15 protein-coding genes are annotated in these 13,459 nt (G+C 48.3%); 11 read left to right on the top strand and 4 right to left on the bottom strand.

Features of this window, described 5'->3' with window-relative positions:
* The first annotated feature begins 159 nt into the window (after positions 1–159).
* The 4 genes from C7B65_RS23765 to C7B65_RS23750 all read left to right on the top strand — a co-directional run bounded on the left by C7B65_RS23765 (position 160) and on the right by C7B65_RS23750 (position 2,246).
* Positions 160–987, top strand: coding sequence for an IS982 family transposase (locus C7B65_RS23765; protein WP_106254171.1), 828 nt, complete (start codon positions 160–162; stop codon positions 985–987).
* Between the two features lie 356 nt (positions 988–1,343).
* A complete protein-coding gene (locus C7B65_RS23760; RefSeq protein ID WP_073074947.1) occupies positions 1,344–1,571 on the top strand; it encodes a hypothetical protein in 228 nt (75 codons plus the stop codon).
* A gap of 34 nt (positions 1,572–1,605) precedes the next feature.
* On the top strand, positions 1,606–1,833 hold the full coding sequence (locus C7B65_RS23755) for a zinc ribbon domain-containing protein (RefSeq protein WP_223257498.1): 228 nt from the start codon (positions 1,606–1,608) through the stop codon (positions 1,831–1,833).
* A gap of 128 nt (positions 1,834–1,961) precedes the next feature.
* The gene (locus C7B65_RS23750; RefSeq protein ID WP_073074946.1) at positions 1,962–2,246 is read left to right on the top strand and encodes a DUF427 domain-containing protein; all 285 of its coding nucleotides are present in this window, start codon (positions 1,962–1,964) and stop codon (positions 2,244–2,246) included.
* A gap of 272 nt (positions 2,247–2,518) precedes the next feature.
* Here the strand turns inward: C7B65_RS23750 and C7B65_RS23745 are convergent, their stop codons facing one another.
* The 4 genes from C7B65_RS23745 to C7B65_RS23730 form a co-directional block, all read right to left on the bottom strand.
* Complete coding sequence (locus C7B65_RS23745) at positions 2,519–2,842, bottom strand: hypothetical protein (protein WP_073074945.1); 324 nt, start codon at positions 2,840–2,842, stop codon at positions 2,519–2,521.
* 133 nt (positions 2,843–2,975) lie between these two features.
* The gene (gene topA / locus C7B65_RS23740; RefSeq protein ID WP_073074944.1) at positions 2,976–5,120 is read right to left on the bottom strand and encodes a type I DNA topoisomerase; all 2,145 of its coding nucleotides are present in this window, start codon (positions 5,118–5,120) and stop codon (positions 2,976–2,978) included.
* A gap of 83 nt (positions 5,121–5,203) precedes the next feature.
* Positions 5,204–6,835, bottom strand: coding sequence for an alpha-D-glucose phosphate-specific phosphoglucomutase (locus C7B65_RS23735; RefSeq protein ID WP_073074943.1), 1,632 nt, complete (start codon positions 6,833–6,835; stop codon positions 5,204–5,206).
* Positions 6,836–6,977: 142 nt separating this feature from the next.
* A complete protein-coding gene (locus C7B65_RS23730) occupies positions 6,978–7,259 on the bottom strand; it encodes an HU family DNA-binding protein (protein WP_068817386.1) in 282 nt (93 codons plus the stop codon).
* A 163-nt stretch (positions 7,260–7,422) separates the two neighbouring features.
* On the opposite strand from C7B65_RS23730, the gene C7B65_RS23725 reads away from it, so the two are divergent.
* The 7 genes from C7B65_RS23725 to C7B65_RS23695 all read left to right on the top strand — a co-directional run bounded on the left by C7B65_RS23725 (position 7,423) and on the right by C7B65_RS23695 (position 13,402).
* Complete coding sequence (locus C7B65_RS23725) at positions 7,423–8,202, top strand: 3'-5' exonuclease (RefSeq protein ID WP_223257497.1); 780 nt, start codon at positions 7,423–7,425, stop codon at positions 8,200–8,202.
* Positions 8,203–8,356: 154 nt separating this feature from the next.
* Positions 8,357–9,562 (top strand): DUF4336 domain-containing protein, encoded by a 1,206-nt coding sequence (locus C7B65_RS23720; RefSeq protein WP_073074941.1) that lies wholly within the window; start codon positions 8,357–8,359, stop codon positions 9,560–9,562.
* Positions 9,563–9,623: 61 nt separating this feature from the next.
* Positions 9,624–9,926, top strand: a complete 303-nt coding sequence (locus C7B65_RS23715) for a hypothetical protein (protein WP_143162111.1) — start codon at positions 9,624–9,626, stop codon at positions 9,924–9,926.
* Positions 9,927–10,031: 105 nt separating this feature from the next.
* Positions 10,032–10,358 (top strand): hypothetical protein, encoded by a 327-nt coding sequence (locus C7B65_RS23710; protein WP_083583220.1) that lies wholly within the window; start codon positions 10,032–10,034, stop codon positions 10,356–10,358.
* Positions 10,359–10,796 (top strand): type II toxin-antitoxin system VapC family toxin, encoded by a 438-nt coding sequence (locus C7B65_RS23705; protein ID WP_073074939.1) that lies wholly within the window; start codon positions 10,359–10,361, stop codon positions 10,794–10,796. It begins immediately after the preceding gene.
* A 73-nt stretch (positions 10,797–10,869) separates the two neighbouring features.
* A complete protein-coding gene (locus tag C7B65_RS23700; protein ID WP_073074938.1) occupies positions 10,870–11,580 on the top strand; it encodes a Uma2 family endonuclease in 711 nt (236 codons plus the stop codon).
* 136 nt (positions 11,581–11,716) lie between these two features.
* Positions 11,717–13,402 (top strand): NAD(P)H-quinone oxidoreductase subunit 4, encoded by a 1,686-nt coding sequence (locus tag C7B65_RS23695; RefSeq protein ID WP_181314490.1) that lies wholly within the window; start codon positions 11,717–11,719, stop codon positions 13,400–13,402.
* Positions 13,403–13,459 lie beyond the last annotated feature (57 nt).

The raw sequence follows: 13,459 nt of genomic DNA, 5'->3' as shown, positions 1-13,459 counted from the left end.
GTTTGCATCGCTTTGGTCAATCCACCTTGCTGGGACTCTACCGCTGGCTCGTGTTGTCTCTGGTCGCCTTTGTACTAACTTGAGTTGCTAGTTATAAGCGGCAGCAGGAGCAAAACAAATAAAGCCTCTCCAAGGTCTTGTAACTCCTGGAGAGAAAAAATGCTTCCTGAAATTATAGCGATCTATGCCATCACCGATGACCTGCTCAAAGCGATTGGGCATCAGGAGGATGTCCGAGTGCAACTGAGCGATGCGGAAGTAATCACCACCGCACTTGTCTCTGCCCGCTTTTTCGGTGGGAATCATCAGAATGCTCAGGACTATCTCAAAGAACCCGGGTTGATGCCCAAGATGTTGAGTAAGTCGCGGTTTAATCGCCGCTTGCATCGGTTATTTTTGCCATTACTAGACCTGTTCGACTGTCTGGGTATGGTGCTCAAATCGATCCATTCGAGTACGGAATCCTGGCTCGATTCTTTTCCGGTGCCCTTGTGCGACAACATTCGGATTCCTCAAGTTCGTCTGGTTCGATGCGAGGATTACCGAGGCTACATCGCATCCAAAAAGCGCTACTTCTATGACATTCGGGTACAACTGCTAGCGACCGCTGATGGCATTCCAGTGGAATTTGCCTTTCTGCCCGGCGAAGCTAATGATGTGCGGGGACTCAATGCCTTGCCGTTATCGCTGCCCGCAAACAGTGAAATCTATGCGGATGCTGCCTACACCGATTACAAAATAGAGGATGCCCTTCGCGATACCGAGGCTGTTACCTTACAGGTCGCTCGTAAACGTAATTCCAAACGCCCGGATTCTCCCGCTCTCGCTTACATCAAGCAAACCACTCGCCACTTCATCGAAACTGTTTTCAGTGGCATTCCTGTTCAATTTCCCAAAGCCATTCATGCGGTGACGATGGATGGCTTTTTGCTTAAAGTTTCCACTTTTATCGTTGCTTTCACCCTTAAAGCTGCTTTTATCGACTAGTCCTTTGCTCCCGCTCAATCGGTTACGAACTGCTTTCGCGAGTTCGACTCGTTGACCTGAGTGCGCTTCACACTCATCTCCCATCTCCAACTAACCCGCAACTTGGGTTACTAGCACACTGGACACATTGTTGGGCAAAACCTCAGCGCCTAGATTGGAAAGCCGCAGGGGAACTTGCCCAAGTCATTCTCTTGCCGCAGGTTGTTTGGAAAGACCTCCTACATCAGATTAGGAGTCACTGGGACATTGCGATGCAGCATGGCTTTGAAATCATTCTCAAGCCCATCCGCTGGCACTATTGAGAATAGTGCAAGATCTGAGTTAAACTGATCGAAGACGATCTGTTGAAGCAGCAAATGAGTGATATACTGGATGCGACTCAAGGTGCAGAGGTCTTCATTTTTCATCAACTTGCGCTTTGGGCATATCATGTGGCTGAGCGGCTTGATATCCCCAGTTTTTTAGCCCTCACCGTTCCAATCAGCGCGACTCAAGACTACCCATTCCTGAGCTTTAGCAAAGTCAAAAATCCTACGCTCTTCACAGGATGGATCAATTATGCAAGCTATCTTCTCGTAAAATAAGACTTACGCATTGACAGAGTAGCGAAATCAGAGAGTGAATCCAAACGGCACAAGCCAGAACTGCTCTGAATGCGGCACGAAAGTTCCTAAGACGCTCTCAGACAGGCTTCATGTGTGTCCTGAGTGCGGTTTGACGCTTGACTGTGACCACAATGCAGCGATCAATATCAAACATTTGGCGGTAGGGCATTCCGTCAATAAAGCTCAGGTAACGTCCGATGCAATAGCAGGAGTCACTGAGAAGCCCGCTCTGTATGCGTAGCATCAGAGTCGGGAGTATGTCACAGAAAATATTGAGAGGACTGAGAGCTTGATTGATCTTTCCTATCACAGTGGTATGAGCTTTCCGATTAACATAAAGTCATTGTTGTAAATCGATTAAAGTTAGCTATGCCAAAAGCAATCTGGAATGGTGCCGTTTTAGCAGACAGCGATCGCTGTGAAGTGGTGGAGGGAAATCAATATTTCCCTCCTGACTCGATTCAGCAGGACTACTTTAAAGAGAGCAGCACCCACACAACCTGCCCCTGGAAAGGTGTTGCCAGCTACTACAGTGTTGAAGTGGATGGACAGGTCAATAAAGATGCCGCCTGGTATTACCCAACCCCAAAAGAGGCTGCCAAAAATATCGCTGGCTACATCGCTTTTTGGAAAGGAGTAAAGGTCGAAGTTTAAACACCTAAATCAACGTCAGTTCGATGAGTTCTTCAGCGCTTCAGCCCCCTAAGTCCCCCAATTCTGGGGGACTTCAAGCCCAGAATTTAGGTTCAAAGTCCCTCAATTTTGGAGGATTTAGGGGGCAGCCCGGATTTGCAACCGTAGCGAAAAGCTTCATCGAATTCACGTTAAATCAACTAATTCCAAGCTCTTTTGCCCTCATCTCAAGCCACTCTTTTATGAAGAGAGACGAGAGTGAGGGCTTTTGAATGAGAACCGCAGAGAACTAGTTAAGCAGACTTTTGAACTCGCTTGGCTCTGGGCTTGCGTGTGCCAGAGGACGATGTTTTTTGAGCCGTTGCCAGATAATGCTTCAGCGTTGAAGAACGAATCTCAATGCCGTTTTCATTGAGAATTTTGGTCAACTCATCATACCCATACCCTTTTGCAAGAGAAGCTTTTAGAGGCTCTCGAAGCGCAGCGATCGCTTCTCGCAGCGACACGTTTTCTTGAGGCTTTTCGGGTAGATCTGCAAACAGTGATTCGATCTGATCAATTGCGGTTGCCTCGACTTTATTAGCAGCAATCGACTTTTTGGTTTTTGCGACTGTCATTTTTCATGTCCACGGTGATATCACAATCTCATTCTAGTGTCTAAACTCCATTCCGTGATAATTAAACTGCGTGTATTTTGATCATTAATTTCTGCAATCATTTTTTTGATGGCACTGATGTTCGTTCTGTTGATCAAGGGGTCGAAGCGGTCAAATCTCCCAACTTGGGACTCCACCAACCCTTTGCCGTGTGAAAATAAACGACATCTTGATGTTTACGATCGTCACGAGCTTTCGGGTTTGAGCAACGCAGTAAAACTTTGTCTTGCCCCTCTTTTTGGTAGGCATACTGTTCTAAAGGCTGCTGGCAGATAGGACACGGGTAGTCAGTGTTCTGAGGCTTGCTGACTGGAGCCGATGATTTGGGTTGAGGAGTTTCCCAGCGTTTTGAGCGATCTGACCAAAACAGCACCACGTCACAACCCTCTACGCATTTGAGAAAATATTTCTTTTTGACTTTAGGGCTAGGAATTTTGGCGAGTGGCTTTTCACACTGTGGGCAGCGAGTGCGTGAGGTCTGAAGTTGTTTCTGCGATCGTGGCACAGGGTTGATCGTCAGATGTTGAGGAATCACGCTCTGAGCTTGCAGCAACGCAGGTTCAAAATAGCTTTCGTTCCAATGGGTGAGATAGCGCTGCCAGTCTTGTTTGCCTGCGGCAATTTCATCGAGCGATCGCTCCATTTGAGCCGTAAACTCTGATTGCAGCAAATCGGGCAATGCGTCGCCTAAGAAGCAATCAACCTCCAGACCTAAAGCGGTCGGCTGTAGCGCACCTTTGATCACTTCTACATAAAGCCGCTCTTTGAGCGTGAGAATCGTGGGCGCATAAGTGCTGGGGCGACCAATTCCCTGCCGCTCCATCACCTGGACTAGTTTGGGTTCGCTATAGCGAGGAGGAGGCTGAGTTTGCTTTTGCTCGTGGGCCGATCGCTCCAAGGTCAACGCCTGAGACGCTTTCAGGATAGGCAACTCGACATCTGCGCTCAAATTATTCCAATATTTGCTATAGCCTTGAAACTCGATCACCTGACCTTTTGCCTGCCAAAAAATCGTGCCCGATTGCGTCACAATGCAGGTTTGTCGAACTCGTGCGGGTTGACACTGTGTCGCCATCGATCGCTTCCAGATCAAAACATAGAGGGCAAACGCATCGCTCGACAGTTCTAATCTGAGTTGGGCTGAGGCGCGATCGACATCAGTCGGGCGAATCGCTTCGTGGGCCTCTTGAGAGCCTTTGACTTTTCGATGATGGGTAACTTTTTTAGGAACATTCTCGGCATCATGTCCGATTAGCCACTGACGCGCTTGCTCGGTGAATTCTTGACTCAGTTCAACACTATCAGTTCGCATATAGGTAATCAGTCCCGCTTCATAGAGTGACTGTGCCACCTGCATTGTTTTTTCAGGACTGAATTTGAGACGCGATCCAGCGGCTTGCTGCAAGGTCGAAGTCACAAAAGGCGGCGGCGGTGTGCGGTTCACAACTTTGCCATCAATGGATCGAACCCGATGCGGAAAGGCTTGAGCTTGCTGCACTAACCGATCGGCATCTGCCTGACTCAACACACGTTGAGATTCTTGAGCAGGTCGCTCAGTCGGATTGGTCGCATCATCGGCGGGTGCCTCTTCATCGGCAGGAGTTTCTGTACCGCGATAAAATGCTCGAAACCCTTCTGCATAGTCAACCCAGACGTTCCAATAGGTTTGAGGCACGAAGGCTTCGATTTGGCGTTCGCGATCGCAGAGAATATGCAGCGCCGCGCTTTGCACCCGTCCCATTGATTTAGCACCGTTTTGCAATTGCCAAAGCAAGGGCGACCCTTTAAAGCCCACTAATTTATCGAGTACGGTGCGGCAAAGTCCGGCGTGGACGAGGTTTTGGTTAATCTGCCTCGGTTGGGAAATCGCTTTCTTGACGGCTGCGGGCGTAATCTCCGAATAAACTACTCGCTGAGGCTGTTTGAGATTCAACGCTTGCTGAATGTGCCACGCGATCGTTTCGCCTTCGCGATCATCATCGGTTGCCAGCACCACTGTTTGAACTTGCTTCACTGCTGATCGCAATTGTTGAATCGTGTCTTTGCCCCGTTCTCCACGCGGCACAAATCGACACTGCACTCGATCGCCCGTCAAATCAAACCCCAGGGAATCAACGCCATCATTTGCCAGTTCGCGCACGTGCCCCATACTGGCTCTGACAATCCAATCAGATCCTAAGATTTGACTGAGTTTTTTGATTTTTCCGGGGCTTTCAACAATAAAGAGTTTAGTCGGCATTTTAAAGAGAATGGATGGCAGAACGTTTAGTAGAACGCCCATACCACCCATTGTAAGGATTAACGGTTAAAACCTCGCGCGGTCTAGGTAATCACTGTCGGCTTTTCCATTCCGGTGAGGGTGCGAATTTGCGCCACTTCTTCAGCGATCGCGATCAGATCAGCCAACGCTTCTTGCGGATCGAGATGATGTTTGGTCGGATCAGCTTCATATTGCTCAAGATAAACGCGAAGAGTTGCGCCTTGAGTTCCCGTTCCCGATAAGCGAAACACAATGCGAGAGCCATCGGTAAAGCCAATCCGAACGCCTTGATTTTGACTAATGCTGCCATCAATCGGATCGGTGTAGCTAAAGTCATCGCTGAATTCAACTTTTCGATCGCCAAACTTTTTGCCTTTAAGCGTCGGAAGTTGAGCGTGAAGATTTGCCACTAACGTGTTTGCCCGATCGCTCTCAACCCCTTCATAGTCATAGCGAGAATAATAATTTCGACCGTAGGTTTTCCAATGGTCTTGCATCAACTCCTCAACGGATTGCTGCTTCACCGCTAAGATGTTGAGCCAAAACAGCACTGCCCACAATCCATCTTTTTCGCGAATGTGATTAGAGCTAGTTCCAAAGCTTTCTTCACCGCAGATCGTGGCTTGATTGGCATCGAGTAAATTACCAAAAAACTTCCATCCAGTCGGCGTTTCGTAACAGGGAATGCCTAACTTTGCGGCAACTCGATCGGCAGCTTGACTCGTGGGCATCGATCGGGCAATTCCCGCTAACCCTTCTCGATAGCCTGGAACTAATGTCGCATTTGCTGCCAACACCGCCAAACTATCGCTCGGCGTGACAAAGAACTTGCGCCCTAAAATCATGTTGCGATCGCCATCGCCATCTGAAGCAGCCCCAAAATCAGGGGCATTCTCCCCAAACAAAACTTCTACTAAATCGTGAGCATAAACCAGGTTGGGATCGGGATGTCCGCCGCCAAAATCTTCTAGCGGAATGCCATTTTGCACGGTTCCAGCAGGTGCGCCTAATCGCTGTTCAAAAATCGCGTGGGCATAAGGCCCGGTGACGGCGTGCATTGAATCCATGCACATCCGAAACGACCCGGTTAAGAGTTGGTGAATGCGATCGAAGTCAAACAATGACTCCATCAGCTTGGCATAATCGGCAACTGAGTTAATCACCTCAACCACCATCTCGCCGATCTGAGACTCTCCTAATGTATCTAAATCGATATCTGGAGCCATGACAATTTTGTAGTGATCAATCACTTTACTGCGGGCAAAGATCGCCTCTGTCACTTTTTCGGGGGCAGGCCCGCCGTTGCTAATGTTATATTTCACCCCAAAATCGCCATCTGGGCCGCCAGGGTTGTGACTTGCTGAGAGGATAATCCCCCCAAAAGCCCCCGATTGACGAATCACACAAGACGTTGCCGGAGTCGATAAAATGCCACCTTGACCGACTTTCACCCGTCCAACCCCGTTTGCCGCCGCCATCTTGAGAATAGTTTGAATCGCCTGCCGATTGTAATAGCGTCCATCTCCGCCCAAGACTAGCGTCTGTCCCTGATAGTTTTCCAGACTGTCAAACGTAGATTGGATAAAGTTTTCGAGATAGTGGGGCTGCTCAAAAGCAGTCACGAGTTTTCGCAATCCAGAAGTTCCTGGCTTCTGGTCTGAAAAGGGTTGAGTGGTAACGGTTTCAATATTCATTTACAGAACTCGTGCCGAAGGGTTGGCGGGGCTTTTAATTGATAAGCTTACTTCGTTTAAGCTAAGAAGAGGTTAGGAGTTAGGGGTCAGGTGCCAGATTGAGTTTTACGTCTAGTCCCTGACCCCGTAACCTTTATAACCTCTATTTGTCAGGAGCAACCCGATCTTTAAAGGATTTGCCCGCAGAAAAGGCAGGAACGCGAGTTGCCGGAATTTGCATCGTCTCACCCGTTTTGGGGTTCCGCCCTTCGCGGGCTTGACGATCTCTGACTTCAAAAGAGCCAAAGCCGACTAGCGTGACTTTATCGCCACTGGCAACCGCTTCTAAAATCGAATCGATCGTCGCCGTTAAAATTGCGTCCGCTTCTTTTTTGGTCACAGATGCTTTTGCCGCGATCGCATCAACCAGTTCACCTTTGTTCATAAAAATTTCCTCTCAAGACAATCGCCGCCATTGTAGTGCAGGGTTTCAGACTGTGCAAGTGTACTAAACTAGTAAAATTGCGATTTCTGAGAGCGATCGAACCCAAAGCTGTAACCTTTAGCACTCAGAATCCGCATCCCTATCCTATTCGTTGAGTCACGTCTTGCTGTCTACTGACCTCCTAGCCGACTATCGCCGTATCAGTCAACAAACCTTTACAGTTGTGGACGTTGAGACTACGGGCTACCAGCCTCCTGAGAGCCGAGTCATTGAGATTTCGGCTCTAAAAGCTAGTCTTCAAGACGGCATTCAACATCAGCAGACTCATTTGATCAATCCTGATGTTTTGATTCCTGAAAAGATTGTGCAATTTACAGGAATTTCTCAAAGCATGGTAGAGACGGCACTTGCCCCGGCTGAAGTGTGGGAGCAATATTTGCCGCTGCTGAATACGGGCGTTTTGACAGGACACAACCTTGAGTTTGATTACTCATTTATTCAGTTTGAATATGAGCAGTTGCACGTCTCGTTTTCTCGCCCTGCCCATGAGCAACTCTGCACTGTGGCGCTGTCTCGTTTGATGCTGCCCGATTTGCCCTCTCGAAGATTGCCCGATCTCGTGAGACGTTTTGGATTTAAGGTGGGGCGATCGCATCGCGCAGAAGCCGATACGATCGCCTGTTGGCTATTGGCAGAACAGTTATTAAAAGAGATCCAACAGGAGGACGATCAAGTCTTGTTAGCGAGATTTGCCAAAGAGTGGTTGCCGTTAAGAAAAGCGGCTGAATTGCTGAATTGCTCGACTAAGATTGCCCAAACTCGATTAGCCACTGCTGGGTTCGAGCCGCGCGTTTCTCGTCGCAGTGGAGCTTTGATGTATCGACGAGGCGCGATCGAGCCACTGATCAAACAAGATTTGGGAGAACAGCTATCGCTCTTTTAAAGACTGTTTTAGATAAGAAATTAAATCTTCATGACTAACGACTATCAAACCTGCCAGGGTTTCTGGTACTTATCGATCTTCTAGATTCAAATCAGGCTCTAGACCTGCTTGAGACAGAGATTGCTAGGATGAGATCAGGCAAAGCGGAGCGGTTATGAAACGTGTCAAAAACCAGACAGAACCAGAAGTTCAATCAGAGACCCATCCTGATGACTGGTCATGGCGGTTTTGGCAAGTGGTGCCGCTCTATCCCTACGGCAAACGACGAACGCTTCGCAAAGAAGTCGTCAAAGACACGATCTGGACGTTTGACCAGATTCAAGGAATTTTTTATGTGGTCGTGCCGATTCGGATGACGGTGATCAAGCTCGAAGCTGGGGGATTGCTGGTTTATGCCCCGATCGCGCCCACTCCAGAATGTATTCGACTCGTCAAAGAGTTAGTGGCAGAACACGGAGACGTAAAATACGTCATTCTGCCAACTTCATCGGGTCTAGAACACAAAGTTTTTGTGGGCCCCTTCGCCCGACAGTTTCCCAACGCTCAGATCTTTGTCGCCCCGCATCAGTGGAGCTTTCCGATCGATCTGCCATTAAGCTGGCTTGGGTTTCCGGCAAAGCGGACTCAAACGCTTCTAGAAGACAGCAACAAAGCGCCTTTTTGCCATGACTTTGACTACGCGATTCTAGACATCAATTTGGGAGCGGGCTCGTTTGGAGAAGTGGCATTTTTTCATCGGCGATCGCAGACGCTCCTCGTCACCGATTCAGTCCTTTCGGTTCCAGAAGATCCGCCCGCGATCGTTCAGCTTGACACTTATCCACTACTTTTTCACGCCAAAGATCACGCCTCTGATGTGATCGAAGATACCCCACTCAATCGCCAAAAAGGCTGGTGGCGATCAGCCCTCTTTGCGTTTTATTTCAGTCCGAGCGCGCTGGAAACCCTGGGACTCGGACACGTCTTGCGCGATGCTTTGAAAGCCTCCGATCGCTCCAAAAAAGCCTACTTTGGACTGTTTCCGTTCAAATGGCGAGAAAACTGGCAGCGATCGTTTGAAGCACTGCGAGGAAACGGAAGACTATTTGTAGCTCCAATTCTGCAAACGATCATTCTCAACCGATCGCCAGAGCAAACCCTCGCATGGGCTGACCAGGTTGCAAAATGGGACTTTGTGCGAGTCATTCCCTGTCATTTAGACGCTCCGATCGCTGCCACTCCGCAACAGTTTCGACAAGCCTTTAGCTTTTTGGAAGAAGCGGCGATCGCAACGCTACCCCAAGAAGACTTTGCACTGTTATGGCAAATTGAAGCCCGACTGAACCGATCGGGTGTCACGCCACCTAGAGGAAAGGTATAGAGTTTTAGGATTAATGTTTTTACGGTAATAACGCCGTTCAGCAACAACCGGGAGAATTAATGTGAACAATGATTACGAATTACTTCAAATGTTTCTCCGGCAATTTTTTAATTATGAAGACTACGTGATTGCAATCAGTAAAGCGAAGCAAAAAATTGTGGCACAGCAGGCATATCGTCAAAACTGGGTAAAAATTTCGTCTGCTATCTGCAATCAAAGCCTTCTTCCCGGACAGCCGCTTCAACTAGTTCATTATGATGCCAATCAAGTTATTAATGAAAATTCAGATCAAGAAGCCTATGTTTGGTTAGAGCAAATGGTCAAGAATGTTGAAAGAACGGATGGTGTGATTAAGAGGTATTAATACTGTCGATTAACCCACGAGATGCGGAATGAGTGCAAACTAAGCAGTCAAATTAGAGAAACGACCATTGAGTTATGATCTAAGAGTCATTTACCATCAGACATTATGGCAGAACATTCATTTGAAGACGAGCAATCACAACTGACTAATCAGGTTAGCTTTATGGAAAAAGAAAATCCAGAAGATTTAGAAACGGTGACGCAAATTCTATCCAAACTGACTCGCTTGCCTTCTGAACAAATTAAACCTCGTCTCCAGACGTTGATAGCAAATTTATTTGACTTGCGAGAGGCTCACTCAGATACACAAAATAACCCAGAAGCATGGATACAGCAATTTACTGAGTGGGTTGAAGGACATCGTGAGCTTGGACTACCGCCGCTGTCCGAGGAAGCAATCAGCCGAGAGAGCATTTACGGAGACGATCGCTAAATGCCCTTTCTGATCGACACAAATCTTCTGTTACGCAGCCTTGCTCCAAATCACCCAATGAACCCTGCCTCAGTATGTGCCCTGACTCACCTACGCAGACAGGGAGAGCAACTTCACATTATCCCGCAAAATCTCATCGAATTTTGGAACGTCTACACCCGCCCGCTAGAACGCAATGGATTAGGACGGACACCAGAAGCAGCCAGAGCAGAAATTCGTCAACTCAAATCTTTTTTTATGCTCTTGCCGGATAGCGCTGCGATTTATCCAAAATGGGAGCGACTGGTAAGTAGCTACGCTGTTCGAGGTGTCAATGTCCATGATGCAAGGCTTGTTGCTGCGATGCTCGTGCATGGATTAACTAACATACTGACGTTTAACACTCGTGACTTCAAGCGATATTTAGAAATCACTACGGTTGATCCGACATCGCTCTAAAAGGTTATGGTGTCCTGTCAGGCTCCTATTCAAAATCTAGACAATAATAAATTATCGGGTTTGGTTATCGCCCATGACTGGACAACTTCTCAACGATGAAGAAATCGTCACTGAGCTTGACATCAGCCATCTGGTCATCGAGGACGATACCCCTGTGGACAACTTTCAATCGGAAAAGCAACAGCGGCTACTAGTCGAGCCACTCTACAGCTCGTGGTCATCGGATGCCTCTTTTATCGCAGCCACAAATGTGGGCGTGTTCTATGGGATAAAACAAGACCCGATCGTACCAGATGCCTTTTTGAGCTTGAATGTCACGATGCCTGCTGACTGGAGCCAAAAGCAAAACCGCTCCTATTTCGTCTGGGAATTCGGTAAAGTTCCAGAAGTTTGCATCGAGATTGTTTCTAACCGTAAAGGCAACGAGTTGGACTCGAAAAAAGACGATTACGCCCGGATTGGCATCGCCTACTATGTTGTTTTCGACCCATTGCAGCAGCTTCAGCGAGAAGACGAAATGAATGGCAAGCTACTGAAAGTTTGGGTGCTAACGGCAGGGCAGTATGTGGAAATGCCGGAACCCTTCTGGCTACAAACGATCGGACTGGGTTTAACCGTCTGGGAAGGAGCATTCGAGGAGCAAGAATCTACCTGGTTACGCTGGTGCAATCTCAACGGGCAAGTCATACCCACTGGTGCAGAACGGGCAGACGGAGCAGAAGCAAAGGCAGACCGACTGGCTGAACGGCTGCGATCGCTAGGCATCGACCCAAACAAAGTCTAAAACTTGAAGTTATGCCTGATACTTAATGCAGCAATTATAAAGAGTTTGCATGTTTGCATAGGGTAAAGTTTAATGAACAAAACGCTACAAAGTTTAATAAAATAGCGTTATTCACAGATAAGTACTTTTACCTATCATGCTGCTAGCCGATCGCTTCCCCTGGCTGACCACGATTATTTTGCTGCCGCTCGTCGCTTCATTAGTGATTCCATTTCTGCCTGACAAAAATGGCAAGATCATTCGCTGGTATGCGTTTGGCGTAGGCTTCGCTGACTTTGCCTTGATGTGCTACGCCTTTTGGAAACACTATGATGCCAGCAACTCGTCGCTACAACTAGTTGAAAGCTATGACTGGATACCGCAACTAGGGTTAAGCTGGGCAGTCTCAGTCGATGGATTGTCGCTGCCGTTTGTGCTGCTGGCTGGGTTGGTGACCACGCTTTCAATGTTTGGCGCATGGCAGGTCGATCGCAGACCCAAACTTTTCTACTTTCTAATGTTGGTGCTTTATGCCGCCCAGGTGGGGGTATTTGTCGCCCAAGATTTAGTGTTGCTGTTCATCATGTGGGAAGTCGAACTGATTCCCGTTTACCTGCTGATCTGCATCTGGGGCGGACAAAAGCGCCGCTATGCTGCGACCAAGTTTTTGCTCTATACTGCTGCCGCTTCTATTTTTATTCTGGTTGCCGCCCTAGCAATGGCGCTTTATGGCGATCGAGTCACTTTCGATATGGTCGAACTGGGCATGAAAAATTATCCATTGGCGTTAGAATTGCTGCTTTATGCAGGGTTGCTGATTGCCTTTGGAGTCAAGCTTGCCGTTTTTCCGATGCACACCTGGCTGCCCGATGCCCACGGTGAAGCGTCGGCTCCAGTCTCGATGATTTTGGCGGGGGTGCTGCTCAAAATGGGCGGCTATGGGTTGATTCGTCTCAATATGGGGCTGCTGCCTGATGCTCACGTTTATTTTGCGCCGCTGCTGGCGATGTTAGGCGTGATTAATATTGTCTATGGCGCAATGAACTCGTTTGCTCAGTCAAACATGAAGCGCCGCCTCGCTTATTCGTCGATTTCTCACATGGGATTTGTGCTGCTAGGCATTGCCTCTTTTACTGATTTGGGCATTAGCGGGGCAATGTTGCAGATGATTTCTCACGGGTTGATTGCGTCGGTGCTGTTCTTCTTGGCGGGAGTGACCTACGATCGCACTCACACGATGGCAATGGATGATATGGGCGGCATTGCTCAAGTGATGCCCAAAGTGTTTGCGCTGTTTACGGCGGCATCGATGGCATCGCTAGCGCTTCCAGGGATGAGCGGTTTTGCGAGTGAAATCGCGGTGTTTGTCGGTTTTACCACAAGCGAAGCCTACAGTTCGCCGTTTCGCGCAGTGACTGTCTTTTTAGCGGCGGTGGGCGTGATTCTGACCCCGATTTATCTGCTCTCGATGCTGCGACAAGTCTTTTATGATGCGGGTGCGGCACCAGACTGTGACGTGACGAGTGAAGGCTTGAAGGCTCTAGAAAATCAGGGTGCGGTTTGTTTTGGAACCAACTGTATTCTCCCTGCAGATGCAGAGTTTAGCGATGCTAGACCTCGTGAAGTGTTTATTGCAGGCTGTTTTTTGGCGCTGATTATTGGCATTGGGTTCTATCCTAAATTGGCGACTCAACTTTATGATGCAAAAACGGTTGCTGTAAATGCTCAGGTTCGTCAGTCTTATGCTCGACTCGCGCAGGCAACTCCCCCGATGTTGGCTCAAGAATCTTCTCCTCGATTTGCAGAATCTGAAGTAGCGCCTGTTCTGGGAATGCTCAAATAGCTGTAAAAGGGCACGGGATATCGTAGGGGTAGGGCATGCTCTACCCTCTCGTAATCA

Origin of the sequence: Phormidesmis priestleyi ULC007, assembly GCF_003003695.1 — a bacterium.
In the GTDB taxonomy this organism is placed as follows: Bacteria; Cyanobacteriota; Cyanobacteriia; order Leptolyngbyales; family Leptolyngbyaceae; genus Phormidesmis_A; species Phormidesmis_A priestleyi_A.
This window is presented reverse-complemented; position numbering and strand designations above follow the sequence as displayed.